Raw genomic sequence first — 23,785 nt, forward strand, 5'->3', positions numbered from 1 at the left:
TCATGACTTTCCAAATTAACGAGCGGCAGGATTATCATGCTCTCAATGCTATGCTCAATCTGTACGATAATGACGGAAATATTCAGTTTGATAAAGACAAACTGGCCATACATCACTATTTCCACCAACATGTAAATCAAAACACGGTCTTTTTTCATGATCTGAAAGAAAAACTCGATTTTCTTCAGCAAAAGGGATATTACGAAACTGAAGTACTAAAAAAATATGATTTTACTTTTATTAAAAAGCTTTTTCAGCAAGCCTATAGTAGAAAATTCCGCTTTCAAACTTTTTTGGGCGCATTCAAATATTACATCAGCTATACACTGAAAACTTTCGATAATAAACGCTATCTGGAACGCTATGAGGATCGGGTATGCATGGTCGCACTGACCTTAGCTCAAGGCGATCAGGTACTGGCTAACCGTCTAGTCGATGAAATTATCAGTGGCCGCTTTCAACCAGCAACGCCAACTTTTCTTAATTGTGGTAAGAAGCAGCGAGGAGAGCTGGTTTCCTGTTTCCTGCTGCGAATTGAGGACAATATGGAATCCATCGGGCGTTCAATCAATTCAGCATTACAGCTTTCAAAACGTGGTGGTGGTGTCGCCTGCTTACTAAGTAATCTACGAGAAACCGGCGCACCAATAAAAATGATTGAAAATCAATCATCAGGTGTCGTTCCAGTGATGAAAATGCTGGAAGATGCATTTTCATATGCCAATCAACTTGGTGCACGCCAGGGTGCAGGTGCCGTTTATCTCAATGCTCATCACCCTGATATTCTTCGTTTTCTGGATACAAAACGGGAAAATGCCGACGAAAAGATCCGTATAAAAACACTCTCCATTGGGGTCGTCATTCCTGATATCACTTTTAAATTGGCTAAACACAATGAAGAAATGTATCTATTCTCACCTTATGATATTCAGCGGGTTTATGGCGTGCCAATGTCTGAAATTAGCATTACAGAAAAATATGCTGAAATGGTAAATAACAAACAAATTCGCAAATCAAAAATCAATGCCCGTGAATTTTTCCTGACATTAGCTGAGATCCAATTCGAATCCGGTTATCCCTATATTATGTATGAAGACACCGTGAATCATGCTAACCCAATTAAAGGCCGGATCAATATGAGTAATTTATGTTCCGAAATTTTACAGGTTAACAGTGCCAGTGAATATAACGATGATTTAAATTACTGCCATATTGGGAAAGATATTAGTTGTAATCTGGGATCGATGAATATCGCTCATACCATGGACTCACCTGATTTTGCCCTTTCTATTGAAACAGCTGTTCGCGCCTTAACTGCCGTATCAGATATGAGTCATATCGGTTCAGTTCCTTCTATCGAAAAAGGAAATCAGGATTCTCATGCGATTGGTTTGGGTCAAATGAATCTTCACGGCTATTTGGCAAGGGAAAGCATTCATTATGGTTCTGAAGAAGGGATTGATTTCACAAACATCTATTTCTATATTGTCACTTATCATGCTTTACGTACTTCAAATCAGATTGCAATTGAGCGAAATAGCTACTTTAAAAGTTTTAAAGATTCCCGTTATGCCAGTGGTGAATTTTTCAATAAATATACGGAAAGATCATGGCAACCTCAGACAAAAAAAGTCCGTCAACTATTTGAACAAGCGGGAATAACTATTCCCAGTCAACAAGACTGGCTTGAATTAAAAACCTCAGTGATGGCTCATGGTATTTACAATCAGAATCTTCAAGCTGTACCTCCCACAGGTTCTATTTCATATATCAACAATTCAACCTCAAGTATTCACCCGATTGTATCCCGTATTGAGATTCGTAAAGATGGCAAAACAGGACGAGTATATTACCCAGCTCCGTTTATGACCAATAATAATCTTGAATATTACAAAGATGCTTATGAAATAGGACCAGAAAAGATTATTGATACTTATGCCGCAGCGACTCAACATGTCGATCAAGGATTATCACTAACACTCTTCTTTAAAGATGGTTCCACTACTCGCGACATTAACAAAGCCCAAATTTATGCCTGGCGTAAAGGGATCAAAACACTTTATTACATTCGTCTGAGGCAAACCGCTCTGGAAGGCACAGAAATACAAGGCTGTGTTTCATGCTCACTATAAAATTAATACTGGAAATTTATTATGATTAGTAACCCTATATATGCAATTAACTGGAACCGAATTGAAGACGACAAAGATCTGGAAGTCTGGAACCGGCTGACAACTAACTTTTGGCTACCCGAAAAAATTCCGTTATCCAATGATATTCCCTCATGGAATACACTAACGGCAGAAGAGAAAAAACTGACTATCCGGGTATTTACCGGGTTAACTCTATTGGACACCATCCAGAACACAGTCGGCGCTCCGGCATTGATGGAAGATGCACTGACACCTCACGAAGAAGCAGTTATGTCCAATATTAGTTTTATGGAAGCCGTTCATGCACGTTCTTACAGTTCCATCTTTTCAACATTATGCCTGACTGTTGATGTGGATGACGCCTATCGCTGGAGTGAAAAGAATTTTTCATTACAGAATAAAGCTAAAATTATCTTAAATTATTACTGTGATAAACATCCATTAAAGAAAAAGGTCGCCAGTGTTTTTCTGGAATCATTTTTATTTTATTCAGGCTTCTATTTGCCTATGTATTGGTCAAGTCGGGGGAAATTAACAAATACAGCCGATTTAATCCGACTTATTATCCGAGATGAGGCTATTCACGGTTATTATATTGGATATAAATTCCAAAAATCATTGGATAAATATCCTAAATCAGAGAAAAAAGAAATTAAAGACTTTGCCTTTTCATTATTATTAGATTTATACGAAAATGAAGCGAAATACACAGAAGAGCTTTATGGTATTGTAGGCTGGGCTGAAGATATTAAAAAATTCCTACATTATAATGCCAATAAAGCATTAATGAATCTTGGATATGAAGCCTTATTTCCCTCAGAAACCACGGATGTCAGCCCGGCAATACTCTCCTCATTATCACCTGGTGCAAATGAAAACCATGATTTCTTTTCCGGTTCAGGTTCATCGTATGTTATTGGTAAAGCAATTAATACAGAGGATGAAGATTGGGATTTCTGAATAAAATGACTTCATTTTACATAGAATATTTCTAACGTCAGATAACCATAATATTCAAAAACAATATCATCGAGTCTGTTTTTTAAACGATAAAATACCATGAAATCCTTATATTTTTTATGGTGTTTTTTACAGTTGTAGCGATTCCTGCGAACATTTTTTGCCATAAAGAGCCATTCTTATCATTTAAAATAACAAAAATCATTAATAAATCTAATTGATTTTAAATTAAATTTTATTCTAAAAAGGTATAATCAACATTATAAATTAATAACCAATTTCATCTAAAACACAATTGACCAATCATTACTCATGCTTCAAAAAAACACATTAATAACAATAGCATAGAAATGAAACATCCTTTCAGCAATAGAATCAATTCATAGAAAATAATTTGCTAATAATAATGAAATAACGCCAAATACATTTACTCCAATTAATTTAATATCACTATTTTTTACATTAATTAACATTAACATAGGGTTGTCAGGCTCTCTCAGTATGTTAGGGTATATATCTTCAAAGAATCATGCAGAGATGAATAATGCATAAAACCATTAAATAACCATTGAAAGGAAAGTAACTATTTCATGGCAATTAAACTTGAAGTTAAAAACCTCTATAAAATATTTGGTAACAATCCAGAATATGCATTCAAGTTACTGAATTCTGGCTTGAATAAGGATCAGATATTTGAAAAGACAGGTCTGACCATTGGTATACAAAATGCCAATCTGGCCATTGAAGAAGGCGAAATATTTGTCATCATGGGATTATCAGGCTCCGGAAAATCCACAATGGTACGCCTTCTCAATCGTCTGATAAAACCGACTCGCGGTCAGGTATTAATTGATGGTGAAGATATTTCTGGGATTTCAGAAACAGCGTTAAGAGAAGTTCGCCGTAAAAAAATCAGTATGGTTTTCCAATCATTCGCACTGATGCCACATTTAAACGTAATGGAAAATACGGCTTTTGGTATGGAACTTGCCGGCATCCCAAAACAAGAACGCCACAAAAAAGCGTTGGATGCACTGAAACAGGTCAATCTGGAAAATTATGCGCAATCCTATCCAGATGAACTTTCAGGCGGAATGCGCCAACGTATCGGGCTTGCCAGAGCACTAGCTAATAATCCGGATATTTTGCTGATGGATGAAGCATTTTCTGCCCTTGACCCATTAATTCGGACAGAAATGCAGGACGAGTTACTCAGTCTGCAAGGCAATCAGCCACGGACCATCATCTTTATCTCTCATGATTTGGATGAAGCAATGCGTATCGGGGATCGAATTGCCATTATGCAAGGCGGTGTTGTTGTACAAATCGGGACACCTGATGAAATCCTGAATAATCCGGCAAACGACTATGTGAAGACCTTTTTCCGTGGCGTAGATATCAGCCATGTATTCAGTGCCAAAGATGTCGCTCGCCGCCGCCCAGACTCTCTTCTCCATGTTGCGCCAGGTTTTGGCCCTCTTTCCGCATTGAAAGTCCTGGATGACGAGAACAGGAATTACGGTTATCTGATCGAACGTGGGCAAAAGTTTGCTGGTGTGGTTTCCGTAAATTCATTGGAAAAAACATTACGGGAAAAAAAACCAATCGAACACGCCATACTGACAGAGCCAACCGCCGTTGCCGCAGATATGCCTCTCAATGAACTAATTTCTGTTGTAGCACAATCACCTTGTGCGATTCCGGTTGTTGGGGATAACGACAAATACATCGGGGTTATTTCCAAAGGGATGTTGTTGCAGGCTTTAGATAAGGAGACACCAAATGGGTAATCAAAATGAACATCAAACTCAACCGGCACAGGATACGAAGGATCCAGCTGATAGCATAGACCCCTGGAGTAGCGAAGCCAGTGTTGACAATTCAGCCAGTTCTAACTGGCTGGATGCACCAGCAACAACCGTACAGCCTGAACATTTCAATATCATGGATCCATTCCAACACACGCTTATTCCTTTCGACTCATGGGTCACCCATGTTATTGACTGGGTTGTACTGAATTTTCGCCCAACATTTCAGGTGATGCGTGTCCCAATTGATTTTGTTCTCAGCAATTTTGAACAATTTCTAACCTCAATGCCCGCCCCCGTTGCAATCCTGTTTTTTGCTCTGATTGCCTGGCAGCTATCAGGCATTGGTATGGGTATCGCGTCACTTGTTTCGCTGATAATTATTGGTGCAATCGGAGCATGGTCTGAAGCTATGGTCACTCTGGCATTGGCTCTGACATCTCTGTTGTTCTGTATCATCATTGGCTTACCACTTGGTATCTGGCTAGCCCGCAGTAGAAGAGCCGCCAAAATCATCCGACCTCTGCTTGATGCCATGCAAACCACGCCAGCGTTTGTCTATCTGGTGCCAATTGTCATGCTATTTGGTATCGGTAACGTACCTGGAGTTATTGTCACCATTATCTTCGCCTTACCTCCAATTGTCCGTCTGACAATTTTGGGTATCAAGCAGGTTCCGTCAGATCTGATAGAAGCAGCCGAATCTTTTGGTGCCAGTCCTCGTCAAATGCTGTTTAAAGTTCAATTACCACTGGCTATGCCGACAATTATGGCCGGTATAAACCAAACTCTGATGCTGGCACTGTCAATGGTTGTTATCGCCTCAATGATCGCCGTCGGTGGTTTAGGCCAAATGGTTCTGCGAGGTATTGGTCGTCTTGATATGGGGCTCGCCGCGGTAGGTGGTGTTGGGATCGTTATTCTCGCGATTCTCCTTGACCGTTTGACACAATCTCTTGGTCGTGATAGCCGCACCAAAGGCATAAATCGCTGGTATACCTCCGGGCCAATTGGGTTAGTTACCCATTTATTCAGAAAAAAAGCATAGTTTTCACAATGATATATATCAAACCACAAGTTTTTAATAAAAATATGATGACGACTACAGGAGGAAAAACTGTGCGCAAAATAGTTATCTGGGCGATGGCCTTATCATCATTGATAAGCTCTCAGTCATTTGCTGTTGAGTTACCTGGTAAAGATATCAGTATACAGCCAATACAAAGCACCATTACCGAAGAAACATTTCAGACTCTTATCGTCAATAAAGCACTGGAAAAACTTGGCTATGATGTCAAACCAATCAAAGAAGTCGACTACAATGTCGCCTACTCCTCTATCGCTTCCGGTGACGCGACCTTTATGGCCGTAAGCTGGGAACCACTGCACAATACCCAATATCAGGCAGCAGGTGGTGATGCCAAATTTTACCGTGTTGGTAATTACGTAGAAAATGCGGCTCAAGGTTATTTGATCGACAAAAAAACAGCGGAAAAATACCACATCACGAATATTGTCCAATTGAAAGATCCGAAAATAGCCAAATTATTTGATACCAACGGTAATGGCAAAGCCGATCTTACCGGCTGTAACCCTGGATGGGGCTGTGAAGCCGCGATTAACCATCACCTTAAAGCTTATGGCTTGAACAATAGTGTTGAACATAATCAAGGAAATTATGCCGCCATGATGGCAGATACCATTACCCGCTATAAAGAAGGTAAACCTGTTTTATATTATACATGGACACCTTACTGGATCAGTGATGTGCTGAAACCGGGTAAAGATGTCGTCTGGCTACAAGTTCCCTTCTCGGCTATGCCTAACGGTGAAAAGATAAACACCACGCTGCCAAATGGCGCTAATTACGGTTTCCCGCCAAGTATTATGCATATTGCCGCCAATAGAAAATGGGCAGAAGATAACCCAGCAGCAGCCAAGTTGTTTTCTATTATGAAAATACCGCTTGCTGATATTAACGCCCAAAACTTGCGGATGCATAATGGTGAAGCATCACAAAAAGATATTGAACGCCATACCAACAGTTGGATCAAAGCCCACCAAAAATTATTTGATAGCTGGATTGAAACGGCCATTAAGATCGAAAAAACAAATTAACACACTGAATAATAGAGTGAATTGGCATATGCCAATTCACTGTTTTCCACTTACACTTTCCTTACGCCAAATCGGTCAATTCATACAATGTTTGTCGGTTTCTTTCTACCACCATCCCGGTTTTATCATTGAAACTGATAATAAAAACTCATTACAATGCAAAAAATTTAACTCATGACTACAAGCTCTTAGCGAGCTATCTACTCCCTCTAACTTGCCGTTTAAGCATAAGAAAATACATCTATGGAAGAGAATATTTCCCATACACCATTAAGCCCCGCTTTGATTGCTCTGATGGCCATTGCCACAGGTTTGGTTGTTGCCAGTAACTACTATGCGCAACCGTTGCTTAATACTATCGCACTACAATTTAATCTAACTGCCAGCGAAACGAGTTTTATTGTGACCACAGCTCAGTTGAGCTATGCCGTAGGCCTGATATTCCTTGTACCATTAGGTGATATGTTTGAACGACGCAGCCTGATTGTCTCAATGACAATGTTAGCCGCTGTTGGATTGCTGATTACCGCTATGTCGCAAAATATCTGGCAAATGTTGCTGGGAACTGCACTGACAGGCCTATTTTCCGTAGTTGCCCAAATACTGGTCCCTCTGGCGGCAACACTTGCTCTTCCCCATCAGCGAGGAAGAGCCGTTGGTATAATTATGAGTGGATTGCTACTTGGAATATTACTGGCAAGAACCCTCTCTGGAGCAATGACCACTCTTGGTGGCTGGCGAACTATTTTTTGGGTTGCCAGCGTCTTACTCGTGATTCTCGCCCTGACATTATGGCGTTGCCTACCTCATTACAAACAAGTGACCACTCTCAATTACTTCCAATTACTTGGCTCTATTGTAAAACTCGTCGCCACAACTCCCCTTCTAAGAGTACGAGCCATATTGGGAGCACTAACATTTGCCAACTTCAGCCTTCTATGGACATCAATGGCATTCCTGCTCTCAGCACCTCCTTTTAACTACTCCGAAGGAATAATCGGTTTATTTGGGTTAGTCGGTGCCGCAGGAGCACTGATGGCAACTAAAACCGGGCAACTGGTTGATAAAGGAAAAGGTTCTCTGACCACCAGCATTGCTCTGGTGCTACTACTTCTTTCATGGATACCGATTGGCTTCGCCAAAGAATCATTGATCGGCTTTCTGATCGGTATTCTGCTCCTTGATACTGCGATTCAAGGTGTTCACGTTACGAATCAAAGTACGATCTACCGCATCATGCCAGAAGCCAGAAACCGACTCACCTCCGCTTACATGACCAGCTATTTTATTGGTGGCGCTCTTGGCTCTCTGGTTTCAGGTTATGCTTATAAACATTCGGGTTGGTATGGCGTTACTGCCACCGGAATGACCATCTGTATAATCAGTCTGATCGTGTGGTTTTTAGGCAAAAGGCATGAGCTAAAAACGTTGTAAGAAACAAGTTATGGCAAAAGAACGTCTTAATAAAAACATTTATGAAACATTTAGTAAGGATAATATTTTCTATTTTATTTCATTTTGTTAATGTTACACAACATTTATGTAGCCGGATGTATTGTATGCCTGTTCCTGACACATTAACGCCTTTACCCAGTAAAAAATCCTCCTTTACTGAGGGAATAATAGATAGTTTACCCATCGTTATCGGGTACATTCCCGTCGCTTTTGCTTTCGGTCTTAGTGCAGTCAAACTTGGCTTCAACCCAATAGAAGCCATTTTCTTTTCATGCATCATCTACGCCGGTGCAAGCCAATTCGTTATCACGGCTTTACTGAGCGCGGGCATGTCATTATGGGTTTCTGCCCTGACAATACTGGCAATGGATGTTCGCCATATCCTTTATGGTCCCTCCTTAAGACATCGTATTAAAGATAAACTAACAGAGAAAAAAACCCTCATCTGGGCTTTTGGTCTGACAGATGAAGTTTTTGCCGCAGCCACCGCAAAACTGATTAAGAACCAACGTAGTTGGAGTGAAAACTGGATGGTTGCTATTGCAAGCTGTTCCTGGCTTGCCTGGGTTGTTGGTACAGCCGCCGGCGCATTTCTGGGCAACAGTTATCTGAGATCCTACCCTGCGATAGAAGCTGCCATGACTTTCATGTTACCGGCACTATTTCTAAGTTTTCTGCTTGCATCTTGCAGAAAACAAAACAGTTATTGTGTTGCAGCAGCACTGATTGGGGCACTGTTGGGAATGACTCTTTTCTCAATCCCTGTTGCCATTCTGGCGGGTATTGTCGGTGGTTGTATCGCAGCATTGTTACAACCACGAAGCAGTTGTAATGACACTTATGAACAAAAGGAAACACAATGATTGACAGTAGAATTTTACTCATTGGGCTATTTGTTGGGTTAGCTAACTTTTTGTTCCGCTATCTTCCACTGCGCTTTGGGAAAGCGCGTCAATCTGGCGACAGACAAGGTGGAAAAACAGGCATTATTCTTGATAGCATTGGTATTGCATCTATCTGCGCTTTACTCATCGTATCAGGTATACCTGATGTAATGAGAGACAGTAAAAAGCTATTTCCTACCTTGGTGGGCTTTTTAACTATTTGCTTAATTTTTTACAAAACAAAGAAAATTATACTCGCAACGTTATTCGGAGCGCTACTTTTTGGACTAACATTCAAAATATTTATGAATTAGGTATCAATATCAAAAGAAATATGATGATAATAAATAACTACAATTGCTAAATTTATCTTTTAATATACCATTTGGATGTTTGATAACAAAAGTTATCTTACCAGTTGAAACTAATAAGGTATCTAAATAATGGAAAGTTCGTTTACGCCTACCGAAGAATTACTGAATATTCGTGCAGCACAGCAAGCCAAATTAAATAAAGATATCCCTTATCAAGAGATCCTGTTGACTAGGTTATCAATGCACGTCCAAAGCAAATTGCTTGAAAACCGTAATAATATGCTGAAAGCTCAAGGAATCAATGAGACTTTGTTCATGGCCCTGATGATCCTTGATACTAAAGAAAGCCACAGCATCCAACCATCAGAATTAAGTGCTGCATTAGGTTCTTCCCGTACTAACGCCACACGTATTGCTGATGAATTAGAAAAGCAGGAGTGGATTGAAAGAAAGGAAAGTCATAACGATCGTCGCTGTCTTCACCTTCACCTGACAGATCAAGGTACAAAATTTTTAAATAGTTTACTTCCACCGCAACATGATTGCTTAAGAAGACTTTGGTCATGCCTTGACCTGGAGGAACAAAAACAGTTAGAGAAGTTAATGAGAAAATTACTGGTCAGACTCGATACAATGGGCGATTGTATCAAAAAATAACTTATTATTTGATTGAGCAATTTTTATCCAAACAACACTTTCCTGGTTAAATTGTTCGAAAAAAATTTCCTTGTTAGCCAAGATGATCTTTTCTGCCAAAAGCTAACTATTATTCTTCGATAACATTGGATTCTGTGTAATTCACCTTTCCAGTAGTGATGTGACATACCACTACTGGAAAGTGACCTGAACCTGAAAGATGCTAGTAGTCAGAAAATAGATAACAAGCATGGAGATTTACTATGAGCACGAACGAGGAAATTGAAGTACCAGCGCCACAAAATCCAACCGATAACAAGAAAAGACAACGCAGTCGTGCCTTAATATTACTGACTCTTGTATTTACTCTGCTTGGCGTTGCCTACTTTTTTTATTGGTTTCTCATTTTACGCCACCACCAAGAAACAGATAATGCCTACGTTACAGGTAATCAAGTTCAGATTATGTCGCAAGTTACTGGCAGCGTAATCACCGTTAACTTCGATAATACTGACTTTGTGAAAAGCGGCAGTGTATTAGTACAACTCGATCCTCGTGATGCAGAGTTAGCATTGGAAAAAGCAAAAACAGCACTGGCCAACAGTGTTCGCCATACTCATCAGCAAATAGTTAACAGTAAACAATATCAGGCTAATATCGCTCTACGCCGCTCTGAATTGACCAAAGTTCAAAATGATCTCAGCCGTCGTGAAATACTCAGCGCTCAGAAAGTCATTGGCAAAGAAGAGTTGCAACATGCACAGGAAGCCGTTGCCAGTGCCCGAGCCGCACTGGATATCGCTATCGAGCAATATAACGCTAATCAGGCAGTTATCCGTGATACTCCACTAGAGAAGCAACCTGCCGTTGAACAAGCAGCAACAGAAGTCCGTAATGCCTGGCTGGCGCTCCAACGCACTAAAATAGTCAGCCCAATTGATGGCTATGTCTCACGCCGCAGTGTACAGGTTGGTACACAAGTCAATAAAAACACACCACTAATGGCGATAATTTCAGCAAACGATATGTGGATAGAAGCCAACTTCAAAGAGACTCAAATTGCCGGTATGCGTATCGGTCAACCCGTAGAAATCACCAGCGATTTCTACGGTGGAAGCAAAGTATTTAGCGGCAAAATCACTGGCCTTGATATGGGTACAGGCAGCGCCTTCTCTTTATTACCTGCTCAAAATGCCAGTGGCAATTGGATTAAAGTTATTCAACGCTTACCCGTCCGCATTACACTGGATCCTGGACAGTTAGAAAAATACCCATTACGCATCGGCCTCTCAACTAAAGTCAGGGTAGATACCACCCGTTCTGATGGGCCTGTTCTGTCTGACAGAACACGCACTAAATCGGCTTACCACACCTCTGCACTAGCAATAGATATGTCTCCGGCAAATAAAATAGTTAGCGACATAATTAACAATAACGCTTAAAAATAATACCGGAGGCAACAGTGATAAAACAGCCGCTTACAGGCGCCAAACTTGCCTGGATGACCATCGCGTTATCTTTGGCAACTTTCATGCAAGTTTTGGATTCCACAATTGCTAACGTAGCGATACCCACTATCGCAGGTAATTTAGGGTCATCAAATACTCAAGGGCTCTGGGTAATTACCTCTTTCGGTGTCGCTAATGCGATTTCAATCCCGGTTACCGGATGGCTGGCAAAACGCATTGGTGAAGTTAAGTTATTCATCTGGTCAACAGCCCTATTTACTATAGCTTCCTGGTTGTGCGGAATTTCCAATAGTCTTGAAATGCTAATCTTTTTCCGGGTGATTCAGGGGTTAGTTGCTGGTCCTCTTATTCCTCTTTCGCAAAGCTTGCTGCTAAACAATTATCCACCAGCCAAAGGAAATATGGCGCTGGCGTTATGGTCACTCACTATTATTGTCGCACCGATTTTTGGCCCTATTCTGGGTGGCTACATCAGTGATAACTATCATTGGGGATGGATTTTCTTTATCAACGTTCCTGTTGGTATAGCGATTATTTTGATTGCTATGCAAACACTGAAAGGCCGTGAAACCCAAACAGAGATCAAGCCTATCGACACAATAGGACTCATGTTACTGGTCATCGGGGTGGGTTGTTTGCAAATTATGCTGGATCAGGGTAAAGAACTGGACTGGTTTAATTCTACAGAAATTATCGTATTGGCTGTTATTGCCGTAATGGCATTGATATGTCTGACAATATGGGAATTGACCGATGACAACCCAATTATTGATTTGTCGCTGTTCAAAGAACGCAATTTTACTATTGGTTGCCTCTGCCTGAGTTTGGCTTATCTACTCTACTTCGGCACAATTGTTTTATTACCTCAATTATTACAGGAAGTGTTTAGCTATACAGCAACCTGGGCAGGACTTGCATTAGCGCCGGTAGGATTATTACCATTGATAATATCACCACTGATTGGTAAGTGCGGTAATAGCGTAGATATGCGTTACATAGTGACATTCAGCTTTGTTATATACGCTGTCTGTTATTACTGGCGTGCATATACATTCGAACCAGGAATGGACTTTGGCGCTTCGGCGTGGCCTCAGTTTATTCAAGGGCTTGCTGTCGCCTGTTTCTTTATGCCGCTGACAACCATTACCCTTTCTGGCTTACGGCCAGAACGTATGGCATCTGCATCCAGTCTGTCTAACTTTATCCGAACATTGGCAGGTTCAATAGGAACATCACTAACAGCGACCATGTGGACACAACGCGAAGCAATGCATCACGCTCATTTTACGGAACACATCAATCCTTATAACCCCGAGACTCAACAGATTTATCAGCAATTATCGGCATTGGGAATGGATAACCAGCAAATTTCTGCTTATCTGGCAAAAAACATTACCCATCAGGGACTCATAATTTCAGCAAATGAAATTTTCTGGTTCTCCGCCGGCGTATTCCTAATTTTGATTATACTCGTCTGGTTAGCGAAACCTCCATTCACACAAGGAAGTAAAGAGGGCGTTAGCGGAGCCCACTGAATATTAAATAGCAGAACGGGAGCACTACAGCTCCCGCTTTTACTATCAAGCTCTATTCTGCCGCCACCACTCAGCCAGCAGAACGCCAGTTGCAACAGAAACATTCAGGCTTTCAACCAAACCCGTGCCCCCGACGCACAGACTCATATCGCCATGTTCCCAAACACTGTCACTCAAGCCATCATGTTCCTGACCAAGTACCAGAACCATTTTTTCGGGTAATTCAGCTTTAGCTAAATTGGTGCTGCTTTTATGGCTGGATGTTGTCACAATGGTGTAACCAGCCTCACGAAATTTATTCAGTGTAGTGGTAAAACCATCAGCATCAATACCTTTAATATGTTCAGCGCCACCTTCTGCTGTACGAATAGCCGCACCAGATTCCAGCAAAGCCACATCCTGCAAAATCACACCCTGCACACCAAAATGCGCACAGCTTCGCATAATAGCACCAAGGTTATGTGGATTACCCACATCTTCAAGAGCCAGAACACAGTCTTTTGCCGGAGCACTTTTCAGGTAGGTCTCCGCATCCAAACCACTGCGTTTTTTAATCAGAAAACAAACACCGCCATGATGTTCAGTACCTGATACTTTCGCCAGTTCAGCTTCATCCACAACATGATAAGCTTTGCGATTGGCAGCCATCCATTTTAGAGCATTACGGAAGCGTGGTGTCACTGATTCAACAAACCAGGCACGAACTATCGCTTCAGAACGGCTTTTAAACATCGCCTGACAAGCATTTTCACCATAAATCCGGGTTTCTTCCATTCGCTGACGACGAAGCTGCTCTGGATCAATCTGACTTTTCCCACTGATGCCGCCATGCTCTGGCGTTAAAGAATCACTCTCAGGACGAGAAACGGTTTTCCAAGGCGATCTTTCACGCTCAGTAACTCGCGGAGAACGGGATGATCGCTCATTGTCCCGCCGACGCTGACCTTGATCCCGTCCTTTGCCCGATGGATGCTTATTATTGCTGCGGCTGTCACTATTGTCCTCACTGCGGACATACATCACTTTGACTTTGCCATTTTTACCACTGTATGAATCGCTCATTCGTTTCTCCAACTACTTTATGGCGCGAAGATTACCTGATGTGTGCATGGTAAGCTACCTCTGACAAACACAATCCATTAAAATATGCCTTTAATTTTTTTCCTGCTTTTTACCTGAAGGACCCAGATTCCTGATTTATGAATAATAATGCCGTCTTCCAACTGCGCCAGCAGCGCCTCGCTCGTTCTACTCGTCCCTTTCGTGCCCGTGGTTGCCGTATAGAACGTTGCCCTTACTGTCTACTGCCACAGAAAAATTGTCTATGCGATACAATCGAACCGGCGAATGCCACCAGCCGCTTTTGTCTTATCATGTTTGATACCGAACCAATGAAACCCAGTAATACAGGTAAATTGATTGCTGACATTCTTCCTGATACACAAGCTTTTCTTTGGTCAAGAACCGCTCCTGACCCACAAATGCTGGCGGCAATCCAAAATCCATCACGTCAGCCCTATCTGATATTTCCAGAAAGTTATACTCAACCACCACGTAAGGTTTATCGGCATATTCCTTCCGACAGCAAGCCACCGTTATTTATTATGCTGGATGGCACATGGCCGGAAGCCAGGAAAATTTTCCGTAAAAGCCCTTACCTGGATGATATTCCATTATTATCAATCAACAGTGCAGCAAAAGCAGATTATTTACTGCGGGTATCCGCTAGAGAAGAACAACATTGCACTGCGGAAGTGGCTGCTACCATCCTGGAACAGGCTGGCGACTTAGTTGCTTCTCAGCGGCTGCTTACTCATTTTAGCTATTTTCATCAACAATATCTGGCAGGTAAACCCCATCACCCGATAACGTAAATCACAGCAATTGCCAACGAAATCCATTACAGTGACCACATTAATCGCTAATAAGGAGCCTCCTGATGAGCCAGCGCGGACTTGAAGCTTTATTACGCCCTAAATCCATTGCGGTAATTGGTGCCTCAGAGAAACCAGAACGAGCGGGTTCAGTTATGATGCGCAACCTGCTTGCAGGAGGATTTGCTGGGCCAATACTGCCAATAACACCCAATAGCAGTTCCATTCAAGGGGTTTTAGCCTATCCTTCAATAGATAAATTACCGATTACACCAGATTTGGCTGTTATCTGTACTCATCATAACCGCAATTTACAATGTCTGGAACAACTGGGACAACTTGGTTGCAAAACAGTTATTATTCTTTCCTCACCAGAGTCCCAATTTACTGAGCTAAAACAGTATTCCCAGCGCTATAGTATCCGGCTACTTGGGCCAAACAGTTTGGGATTATTAGCCCCCTGGCAAGGATTAAACGCCAGCTTTTCTCCCGTTCCAATACTCAAAGGAAAACTAGCCTTCATTTCTCAATCTGCGGCGGTATCAAATACAATTCTTGACTGGGCTCAACACCGAGGCGTCGGATTTTCCTACTTTATCGCGTTAGGTGACAGTGTAGATATTGATATTGATCATCTGCTTGATTTTCTGGCTCGTGACAGTAAAACCAGCGCAATCCTGCTCTATCTGGAGCATATTCACGACGCCCGTCGCTTTCTTTCAGCGTCCAGAAGTGCTTCCCGCAATAAACCTATTTTGGTGGTTAAAAGCGGGCGCACCAAGCAGGCCCAGAAATTGCTTGGTGAACAGCAAAATCTGGATGCTGCCTATGACGCAGCAATCCAACGCGCTGGATTATTGCGGGTGCAAGATACACATGAAATGTTTTCTGCTGTAGAAACATTAAGCCATATGTCACCTTTACGGGGAGAGCGGCTATTTATCGTCAGTAATGGTGCTGCTCCGGCAGCAATGGCGCTGGATGAGTTATTCCGTCGTAACGGTAAGTTAGCAACGCTAGGTGAAGAAACAGCGAAGGCACTGAAAACACACTTGCCAGAAACTATCACCTTACACAATCCACTGGATTTAAGAGATGACTCTACGGTGGAACGTTACGTTTCTGCACTAAAACCTTTACTAGACAGCCATGACCATGATGCTCTGTTACTTATTCATTCTCCTAGCGCCATTGCTCCCGGCATTCAGACCGCTACAAAAGTCATTGAAACAATCCGTAAACATCCACGGGGAAAATGGCTGACTATCTTCACCAACTGGTGCGGAGAATATTCTTCACAAGAAGCCCGCCGTCTGTTCAGTGAAGCAGGTATTCCAACTTACCGAACCCCGGAAGGTGCCGTTACTGCTTTTATGCATATGGTGGAATATCGCCGCAATCAGAAACAATTAACAGAAACACCCGCACTATCAGCAAACATCACAGCCAATACGGCCCGCGCCCACCAGTGCATACAACAAGCGCTGGAACAGGGGAATTCGCGTCTGGATACCCATGAAGTTCAACCTATTTTGGAAGCCTATAGCCTCAATACGCTTCCAACCTGGATTGCGCATAACAGTGATGAAGCAGTCAGTATTGCCCAACAGATCGGTTATCCTGTCGCCCTGAAATTACGTTCACCAGATATCCCACATAAATCAGAGGTTCAGGGGGTTATGCTCTATTTGCGAAACGCAAATGAAGTCAGAACTTCTGCTCAAGCGATTATCGAACGAGTCAATCAAAATTTCCCTCAGGCAAGAGTTCAGGGACTGTTAGTTCAGAGCATGGCAAATCGTGCCGGAGCACAAGAATTGCGTATTGCAATAGAACAAGACGAAGTATTTGGTCCACTGATTATGCTGGGAGAAGGTGGTGTTGAATGGTCACATGAAACGCAAGCAGCCGTAGCATTACCGCCGCTTAATATGGCATTAGCACGATACCTGGTTATTCAAGCCATAAAAAGTAGAAAAATTAAACTTAGGGGCTCCCCTCAATCATTAGATGTGCTGGCACTTAGCCGACTTTTGGTTCAAGTATCTAACCTGTTACTTGATTGCCCACAAATTGTACGACTAGATATTCATCCATTACTGGCTTCTGGCGATGAGTTCACACTACTGGATGTTTCAATGGAATTATCTTCAATAGAAGGTGATCCACGGACCAGATTGGCTATCCGCCCATATCCAAGCGAACTGGAAGAAACCATAAAACTGAAAAGTGGTGCCGAATGCCTTCTACGTCCCATTCTGCCAGAAGATGAGCCACTGCTGAAAGATTTTATTGGTCAGGTTACCAAAGAAGATCTTTATTACCGCTACTTCAGTGAAATCAGCGAATTCACCCACGATGATTTAGCAAATATGACTCAAATTGATTACGATCGTGAAATGGCATTTGTTGCCGTGCGTCATCCTAAGACTGCCCCGGAAATTATCGGCGTCACCCGTGCCATAGCTGATCCTGATAATGTCGAAGCAGAATTCGCTGTGCTGGTACGCTCTGATTTAAAAGGGATTACCCTTGGACATCAGCTTATGATTAAGCTGATTAATTATACGCGGGAACATGGTATAAGCCGCCTCAACGCCATCACCATGCCAGAAAACCGTACCATGATAAAACTGGCTAAAAAACTTGGATTTACCATAGATGTTCAATTTGAGGATGGTATTGTAAACTTAGCCCTTGAACTTTAAATCAACTACGTGATGAATCGCACAGACTTGAATCATTAGGTAGCAGAACGTTAAATCATGCTCACAATTAGCCAAACTAATGGTATTATCGCCAGATCATTTGATTCATTGCTTTATATAGTCGTATTTCAGCCATCCAACATAAGAGAAAAAGCGCACTGTGATGTTGTCTAAATTCAAACAAGCTAAACACCAACAACACCTTGCACAACTGCCTAAGCTACCTCAGACAGTTGCTGATATTAAAACGCTTTATCAACCTGAAGTGTTCCGCAGCACCCTGCTGGAAAAAATTGCTAACGCTGAAAAACATATTTATATCATCTCCCTCTATCTGGAAAACGATGACGCAGGGAGAGATATCCTTAATGCACTTTATGCGGCTAAACAACAACGCCCGAACTTAGACATTAAAGTTCTTGTTGACTGGCATCGGGCACAACGTGGACGAATTGGTGATGTTGCAATGGCAACTAATGCCGATTGGTATTGCTCCATGACAGAAACATATTCTGATGTAAAAATTCCAGTATTAGGTGTGCCAGTAAATACCCGTGAAGCACTGGGCGTTTTACATTTAAAAGGTTTTATCTTTGACGATACGGTTATTTATAGCGGAGCAAGTATTAATGATGTTTATCTCCACCAACATGACAAATATCGTTATGATCGCTACCACTTGTTTCGTAATGCAAAACTTGCAGAAGCAATGAAACACTTTGTTGATAATTACATTATCGCCACAGGCGCTGTACAAAAACTGAATTGTAAGAATCGTCCCCGTAGCCCTGAAATTAAAACGCTGATCCGTCAATTTCGTTCTTCTCTGCGACACACGACTTATCAGATAAATAATCAGGCAACGAACGATGAATTGTCTGTCACTCCGCTTGCCGGTCTGGGAAAGAAAAATCTTCTAAATAAAACCATCAGTCATCTTATCGCCAGCACAGAACAAAAGCTGATTATTTGTACTCCATATTTTAACCTTCCAGCTATCATTGTCCGGCTAATTGTTCACCTGCTTCGTCAGGGTAAACAAGTGGAAATTATTGTTGGCGATAAAACTGCCAACGATTTTTATATTCCACCAGAAGAACCATTTAGAATTATCGGTGCATTACCCTATCTATATGAAATCAACCTGCGCCGTTTTATCACCAGACTACAACGCTACGTAGACAGCGACCAACTCACTGTACGACTATGGAAAGATGGTGATAATAGCTACCATCTGAAAGGTGTGTGGATAGATAATCAATGGCAATTGATTACAGGAAATAATCTTAATCCTCGTGCCTGGGGACTGGATTTAGAAAATGCAATTCTTATCCACGATCCTAATAAAGAAATGCAGGAACAACGTACAAAAGAACTAAATTGCATCCGTACTCATACTACGATTGTTAATAATTATCAAGAATTGGACAGTATCCAGCTTTACCCAGTCAAAGTACGTAAACTTATCCGTCGCTTACGCCGTATCCGGGTAGACAGACTGATTAATCGTATTCTGTAATTGAATCGATAAAGCTGATTATCTTCTCTAAATCTCCTGTAGCGAATAACTTCAGGGGATTTTTTAATTTGATAAATTCTAATTCTGCTTAAAAATAAATATTTCAAAGGTATGAAATTCAGGAACATTTTTTGGAGGTTAAAAAGTAAAGTTTAAATATTCTATTTAAGAAATACGCTTTAACTGACAAAATATCATCTTAATTATGATTAAACTTAACAAAACGCATACGTTAAAAGTGGCAAAAAACTTTATATCAATTAAAACCATAAACTAAAAAAATGACTTTTAATAACAGTTTGAAGCCTGCTCATCATAAAACTCAGGACGGGATTCCACTTTGTTTACCCTATCATGTTTAATTCATTTATCAGCGATTCTATACTCCACTTATTTTACATTTACCTAATCTACCATAATCATTTAAACGCGCGAATACAGCGGCATTAAAGCTTTTATATCCAGAGCCGATTTAACGCAATAAATACAGATTTTCAGAAGGAAAATTAATGCTATTTAATCGAAAATCATTAACCATTAATAGAAAGTTGAAAAGAAATCTGCGCGCAAAAGAATATTTTCCGAACAGAGGGGGGTTTAAGTATTTTCTCATCGGCTATTTTACGAAAAAACCCAAAAATAACACAATAAAAAAGGGATAAAACGGTTAATTTGGCCGGATTTAAGCCATGAAAAAAGGGGGAGGGGGATTATCCGAAAAAAAAGGAAGGCGTATTTTTAAATCATCAAGCTATTTAATTGCTGATTAATTGCTGATTTATTAAGACAAAATAAAGGATGATGACCGATAAAACCTGCTCAGGATTTCTCGTAAACCTTATGGACGGGGAATAGTCTTTAATAACCATTCAGTCTGTTTTTTTAATTACATGTGATTTATTTTTAAATAAAATATTCATTCTAAAAATGTAAAATCGCGCCCTGGTTTCTTCAAGAAAATGCACATCGAATGAAGCCGGTCAATAGGCCAGTCTGTCAATAACAGCATCCCCCAAAACGCAAAAACCCCCAGCTTACGCTGAGGGGGTTCGCTTAATGCAAAGCCTGGCAGTTCCCTACTCTCACATGGGGAGACCCCACACTACCATCGGCGCTACGGCGTTTCACTGCTGAGTTCGGCATGGGGTCAGGTGGGACCACCGCGCTATCGCCGCCAGGCAAATTCATTCCATTCCAACCGTGATACCCGCCTTTAACAGCTCGCACCACCATCAGAACCAATCCGGTCAACAAGCTAAAATTCTTTTCGTCTCTCTCACCAAAACACCTTCGGTGTTGTAAGGTTAAGCCGCTCGGTTCATTAGTACTGGTCAGCTCAATGCATCGCTGCACTTACACACCCAGCCTATCCACGTCTTCGTCTCAAACGTTCCTTCCGTGACCTTAAAGTCAAGGGAAGACTCATCTCAAGGCAAGTTTCCCGCTTAGATGCTTTCAGCGGTTATCTCTGCCGCACTTAGCTACCGGGCTATGCCATTGGCATGACAACCCGTACACCAGCGGTGCGTCCACTCCGGTCCTCTCGTACTAGGAGCAGCCCCTTTCAATCTTCCAACGCCCACGGCAGATAGGGACCGAACTGTCTCACGACGTTCTAAACCCAGCTCGCGTACCACTTTAAATGGCGAACAGCCATACCCTTGGGACCGACTTCAGCCCCAGGATGTGATGAGCCGACATCGAGGTGCCAAACACCGCCGTCGATATGAACTCTTGGGCGGTATCAGCCTGTTATCCCCGGAGTACCTTTTATCCGTTGAGCGATGGCCCTTCCATTCAGAACCACCGGATCACTAAGACCTACTTTCGTACCTGCTCGAGCTGTCACTCTCGCAGTCAAGCTGGCTTATGCCTTTGCACTAACCTCACGATGTCCGACCGTGATTAGCCAACCTTCGTGCTCCTCCGTTACGCTTTGGGAGGAGACCGCCCCAGTCAAACTACCCACCAGACACTGTCCCCGTTCCGGATCACGGAACTGGGTGAGAACATCGAACATTCAAGGGTGGTATTTCAAGGATGGCTCCATGCAGACTGGCGTCCACACTTCCTGGCCTCCCACCTATCCTACACATCAAGGCTCCATGTTCAGTGTCAAGCTATAGTAAAGGTTCACGGGGTCTTTCCGTCTTGCCGCGGGTACACTGCATCTTCACAGCGAGTTCAATTTCACTGAGTCTCGGGTGGAGACAGCCTGGCCATCATTACGCCATTCGTGCAGGTCGGAACTTACCCGACAAGGAATTTCGCTACCTTAGGACCGTTATAGTTACGGCCGCCGTTTACTGGGGCTTCTATCAAGAGCGTCGCGCTTACGCGCTAACCCCATCAATTAACCTTCCAGCACCGGGCAGGCGTCACACCGTATACGTCCACTTTCGTGTTTGCACAGTGCTGTGTTTTTAATAAACAGTTGCAGCCAGCTGGTCTCTGCGACTGGCTTCGGCTCCGGATGTTTCTTCCTTCACCTGCTGCCAGCGTGCCTTCTCCCGAAGTTACGGCACCATTTTGCCTAGTTCCTTCACCCGAGTTCTCTCAAGCGCCTGAGTATTCTCTACCTGACCACCTGTGTCGGTTTGGGGTACGATTCAATGTCACCTGATGCTTAGAGGCTTTTCCTGGAAGCCGGGCATCAACCACTTCACCGCCGTAGCGGTTCGTCATCACGCCTCAGTGTTACAGCAGAACGGATTTGCCTGTCCTGCCCACCTGCACGCTTAAACCGGGACAACCGTCGCCCGGATGGCCTAGCCTTCTCCGTCCCCCCTTCGCAGTCACATTCAGTACAGGAATATTAACCTGTTTCCCATCGACTACGCTTTTCAGCCTCGCCTTAGGGGTCGACTCACCCTGCCCCGATTAACGTTGGACAGGAACCCTTGGTCTTCCGGCGAGCGGGTTTTTCACCCGCTTTATCGTTACTTATGTCAGCATTCGCACTTCTGATACCTCCAGCGCGCTTCACAGCACACCTTCGACGGCTTACAGAACGCTCCCCTACCCAACGACACCTTAGTGTCGCTGCCGCAGCTTCGGTGCATGGTTTAGCCCCGTTACATCTTCCGCGCAGGCCGACTCGACCAGTGAGCTATTACGCTTTCTTTAAATGATGGCTGCTTCTAAGCCAACATCCTGGCTGTCTGAGCCTTCCCACCTCGTTTCCCACTTAACCATGACTTTGGGACCTTAGCTGGCGGTCTGGGTTGTTTCCCTCTTCACGACGGACGTTAGCACCCGCCGTGTGTCTCCCGTGATACCATTCTTCGGTATTCGCAGTTTGCATCGGGTTGGTAAGCCGGGATGGCCCCCTAGCCGAAACAGTGCTCTACCCCCGAAGATGAATTCACGAGGCGCTACCTAAATAGCTTTCGGGGAGAACCAGCTATCTCCCGGTTTGATTGGCCTTTCACCCCCAGCCACAAGTCATCCGCTAATTTTTCAACATTAGTCGGTTCGGTCCTCCAGTTAGTGTTACCCAACCTTCAACCTGCCCATGGCTAGATCACCGGGTTTCGGGTCTATACCCTGCAACTCATGCGCCCAGTTAAGACTCGGTTTCCCTGCGGCTCCCCTAAACGGTTAACCTTGCTACAGAATATAAGTCGCTGACCCATTATACAAAAGGTACGCAGTCACCCCCATAAATGAAGGCTCCCACTGCTTGTACGTACACGGTTTCAGGTTCTGTTTCACTCCCCTCGCCGGGGTTCTTTTCGCCTTTCCCTCACGGTACTGGTTCACTATCGGTCAGTCAGGAGTATTTAGCCTTGGAGGATGGTCCCCCCATATTCAGACAGGATACCACGTGTCCCGCCCTACTCGTTGAGCTCACAGTGAAGAGGGTTTAGTGTACGGGACTTTCACCCTTTACTGTGCGACTTTCCAGACGCTTCCACTCACCCCTTCACTGATGCAGACTCTGGGCTGCTCCCCGTTCGCTCGCCGCTACTGGGGGAATCTCGGTTGATTTCTTTTCCTCGGGGTACTGAGATGTTTCAGTTCCCCCGGTTCGCCTCGCTTGACTATGAATTCATCAAGCGATAGTGCAACGGATTGCACTGGGTTTCCCCATTCGGACATCGCCGGTTATTACGCTTCATATCAGCTTACCGACGCTTTTCGCAGATTAGCACGTCCTTCATCGCCTCTGACTGCCTAGGCATCCACCGTGTACGCTTAGTCGCTTAACCTCACAACCCGAAACTGTCTCGGCTTGCAGATTGTTGAGAGACTCATCAATAACCCCTCGGGGAGATTATTGACTGTATTCAATTTTCAGCTTGTTCCAGATTGTTAAAGAGCAAAATAATTCACAGCATACTGTCGCCAAT

Annotated in this window: 15 protein-coding genes and 2 rRNA genes; 14 read left to right on the plus strand and 3 right to left on the minus strand. The window is 42.9% G+C overall.

Annotated features, from left to right (window positions below; genetic code table 11):
• The first annotated feature begins 2 nt into the window (after positions 1-2).
• From nrdE to emrB, 11 genes are all read left to right on the plus strand, one after another.
• Entirely contained in the window at positions 3-2,132 is a 2,130-nt protein-coding gene (gene nrdE, locus ACUN2T_RS19945) for a class 1b ribonucleoside-diphosphate reductase subunit alpha (protein ID WP_445494672.1), read from the plus strand.
• A gap of 21 nt (positions 2,133-2,153) precedes the next feature.
• Entirely contained in the window at positions 2,154-3,113 is a 960-nt protein-coding gene (gene nrdF, locus ACUN2T_RS19950) for a class 1b ribonucleoside-diphosphate reductase subunit beta (RefSeq protein WP_445494673.1), read from the plus strand.
• Positions 3,114-3,703: 590 nt separating this feature from the next.
• On the plus strand, positions 3,704-4,903 hold the full coding sequence (gene proV / locus ACUN2T_RS19955; protein ID WP_445494674.1) for a glycine betaine/L-proline ABC transporter ATP-binding protein ProV: 1,200 nt from the start codon (positions 3,704-3,706) through the stop codon (positions 4,901-4,903).
• Entirely contained in the window at positions 4,896-5,969 is a 1,074-nt protein-coding gene (gene proW / locus ACUN2T_RS19960; RefSeq protein WP_445494675.1) for a glycine betaine/L-proline ABC transporter permease ProW, read from the plus strand. Before proV ends, proW begins: the two co-directional genes overlap by 8 nt.
• Before the next feature lie 71 nt (positions 5,970-6,040).
• A complete protein-coding gene (gene proX, locus ACUN2T_RS19965) occupies positions 6,041-7,039 on the plus strand; it encodes a glycine betaine/L-proline ABC transporter substrate-binding protein ProX (RefSeq protein WP_445494676.1) in 999 nt (332 codons plus the stop codon).
• 243 nt (positions 7,040-7,282) lie between these two features.
• Entirely contained in the window at positions 7,283-8,473 is a 1,191-nt protein-coding gene (locus ACUN2T_RS19970; protein WP_445494677.1) for an MFS transporter, read from the plus strand.
• 125 nt (positions 8,474-8,598) lie between these two features.
• Positions 8,599-9,357, plus strand: a complete 759-nt coding sequence (locus ACUN2T_RS19975; RefSeq protein ID WP_445494678.1) for an AzlC family ABC transporter permease — start codon at positions 8,599-8,601, stop codon at positions 9,355-9,357.
• Positions 9,357-9,692: an L-valine transporter subunit YgaH gene (ygaH, locus tag ACUN2T_RS19980; RefSeq protein ID WP_445497935.1), complete on the plus strand. Its 336-nt coding sequence runs from the start codon at positions 9,357-9,359 to the stop codon at positions 9,690-9,692. The genes ACUN2T_RS19975 and ygaH overlap by 1 nt, the downstream gene beginning before the upstream one ends.
• 129 nt (positions 9,693-9,821) lie before the next feature.
• On the plus strand, positions 9,822-10,349 hold the full coding sequence (gene mprA, locus ACUN2T_RS19985; protein WP_445494679.1) for a transcriptional repressor MprA: 528 nt from the start codon (positions 9,822-9,824) through the stop codon (positions 10,347-10,349).
• A gap of 242 nt (positions 10,350-10,591) precedes the next feature.
• Positions 10,592-11,770 carry a multidrug efflux MFS transporter periplasmic adaptor subunit EmrA gene (gene emrA / locus ACUN2T_RS19990; protein ID WP_445494680.1) on the plus strand — a complete coding sequence of 393 codons (1,179 nt, stop codon included), beginning with the start codon at positions 10,592-10,594 and terminating at the stop codon, positions 11,768-11,770.
• A 20-nt stretch (positions 11,771-11,790) separates the two neighbouring features.
• The gene (emrB, locus tag ACUN2T_RS19995) at positions 11,791-13,332 is read left to right on the plus strand and encodes a multidrug efflux MFS transporter permease subunit EmrB (RefSeq protein ID WP_445494681.1); all 1,542 of its coding nucleotides are present in this window, start codon (positions 11,791-11,793) and stop codon (positions 13,330-13,332) included.
• A 45-nt stretch (positions 13,333-13,377) separates the two neighbouring features.
• Here emrB and ACUN2T_RS20000 read toward each other — a convergent pair whose 3' ends face one another.
• Positions 13,378-14,394 (minus strand): tRNA/rRNA methyltransferase, encoded by a 1,017-nt coding sequence (locus ACUN2T_RS20000; protein WP_445494683.1) that lies wholly within the window; start codon positions 14,392-14,394, stop codon positions 13,378-13,380.
• 137 nt (positions 14,395-14,531) lie between these two features.
• Between ACUN2T_RS20000 and ACUN2T_RS20005 the strand changes: the two genes are divergently transcribed.
• The 3 genes from ACUN2T_RS20005 to pssA all read left to right on the plus strand — a co-directional run bounded on the left by ACUN2T_RS20005 (position 14,532) and on the right by pssA (position 19,433).
• Positions 14,532-15,206 (plus strand): tRNA-uridine aminocarboxypropyltransferase, encoded by a 675-nt coding sequence (locus ACUN2T_RS20005; protein ID WP_445494684.1) that lies wholly within the window; start codon positions 14,532-14,534, stop codon positions 15,204-15,206.
• Between the two features lie 65 nt (positions 15,207-15,271).
• The gene (locus tag ACUN2T_RS20010; RefSeq protein ID WP_445494685.1) at positions 15,272-17,914 is read left to right on the plus strand and encodes a bifunctional acetate--CoA ligase family protein/GNAT family N-acetyltransferase; all 2,643 of its coding nucleotides are present in this window, start codon (positions 15,272-15,274) and stop codon (positions 17,912-17,914) included.
• Positions 17,915-18,077: 163 nt separating this feature from the next.
• Positions 18,078-19,433 carry a CDP-diacylglycerol--serine O-phosphatidyltransferase gene (gene pssA, locus ACUN2T_RS20015; protein ID WP_445494686.1) on the plus strand — a complete coding sequence of 452 codons (1,356 nt, stop codon included), beginning with the start codon at positions 18,078-18,080 and terminating at the stop codon, positions 19,431-19,433.
• A 1,063-nt stretch (positions 19,434-20,496) separates the two neighbouring features.
• On the opposite strand, the gene rrf is transcribed toward pssA, so the two are convergent.
• Together rrf and ACUN2T_RS20025 are read right to left on the minus strand one after the other, a co-directional pair.
• Positions 20,497-20,612 (minus strand): 5S ribosomal RNA (rrf, locus tag ACUN2T_RS20020).
• Positions 20,613-20,733: 121 nt separating this feature from the next.
• Positions 20,734-23,644, minus strand: a 23S ribosomal RNA gene (locus ACUN2T_RS20025).
• Positions 23,645-23,785: the final 141 nt, after the last annotated feature.

The sequence above is a fragment of the Photorhabdus machadonis genome (assembly GCF_052657765.1).

Bases quoted from the DNA above. Each gene is read 5' to 3' on its own strand.
- nrdE (WP_445494672.1), top strand. From the start codon at position 3: ATGACTTTCCAAATTAACGAGCGGCAGGATTATCATGCTCTCAATGCT.
- nrdF (WP_445494673.1), top strand. From the start codon at position 2,154: ATGATTAGTAACCCTATATATGCAATTAACTGGAACCGAATTGAAGAC.
- proV (WP_445494674.1), top strand. From the start codon at position 3,704: ATGGCAATTAAACTTGAAGTTAAAAACCTCTATAAAATATTTGGTAAC.
- proW (WP_445494675.1), top strand. From the start codon at position 4,896: ATGGGTAATCAAAATGAACATCAAACTCAACCGGCACAGGATACGAAG.
- ACUN2T_RS19970 (WP_445494677.1), top strand. From the start codon at position 7,283: ATGGAAGAGAATATTTCCCATACACCATTAAGCCCCGCTTTGATTGCT.
- ACUN2T_RS19975 (WP_445494678.1), top strand. From the start codon at position 8,599: ATGCCTGTTCCTGACACATTAACGCCTTTACCCAGTAAAAAATCCTCC.
- mprA (WP_445494679.1), top strand. From the start codon at position 9,822: ATGGAAAGTTCGTTTACGCCTACCGAAGAATTACTGAATATTCGTGCA.
- emrA (WP_445494680.1), top strand. From the start codon at position 10,592: ATGAGCACGAACGAGGAAATTGAAGTACCAGCGCCACAAAATCCAACC.
- ACUN2T_RS20000 (WP_445494683.1), bottom strand. From the start codon at position 14,394: ATGAGCGATTCATACAGTGGTAAAAATGGCAAAGTCAAAGTGATGTAT.
- ACUN2T_RS20005 (WP_445494684.1), top strand. From the start codon at position 14,532: ATGAATAATAATGCCGTCTTCCAACTGCGCCAGCAGCGCCTCGCTCGT.
- ACUN2T_RS20010 (WP_445494685.1), top strand. From the start codon at position 15,272: ATGAGCCAGCGCGGACTTGAAGCTTTATTACGCCCTAAATCCATTGCG.
- pssA (WP_445494686.1), top strand. From the start codon at position 18,078: ATGTTGTCTAAATTCAAACAAGCTAAACACCAACAACACCTTGCACAA.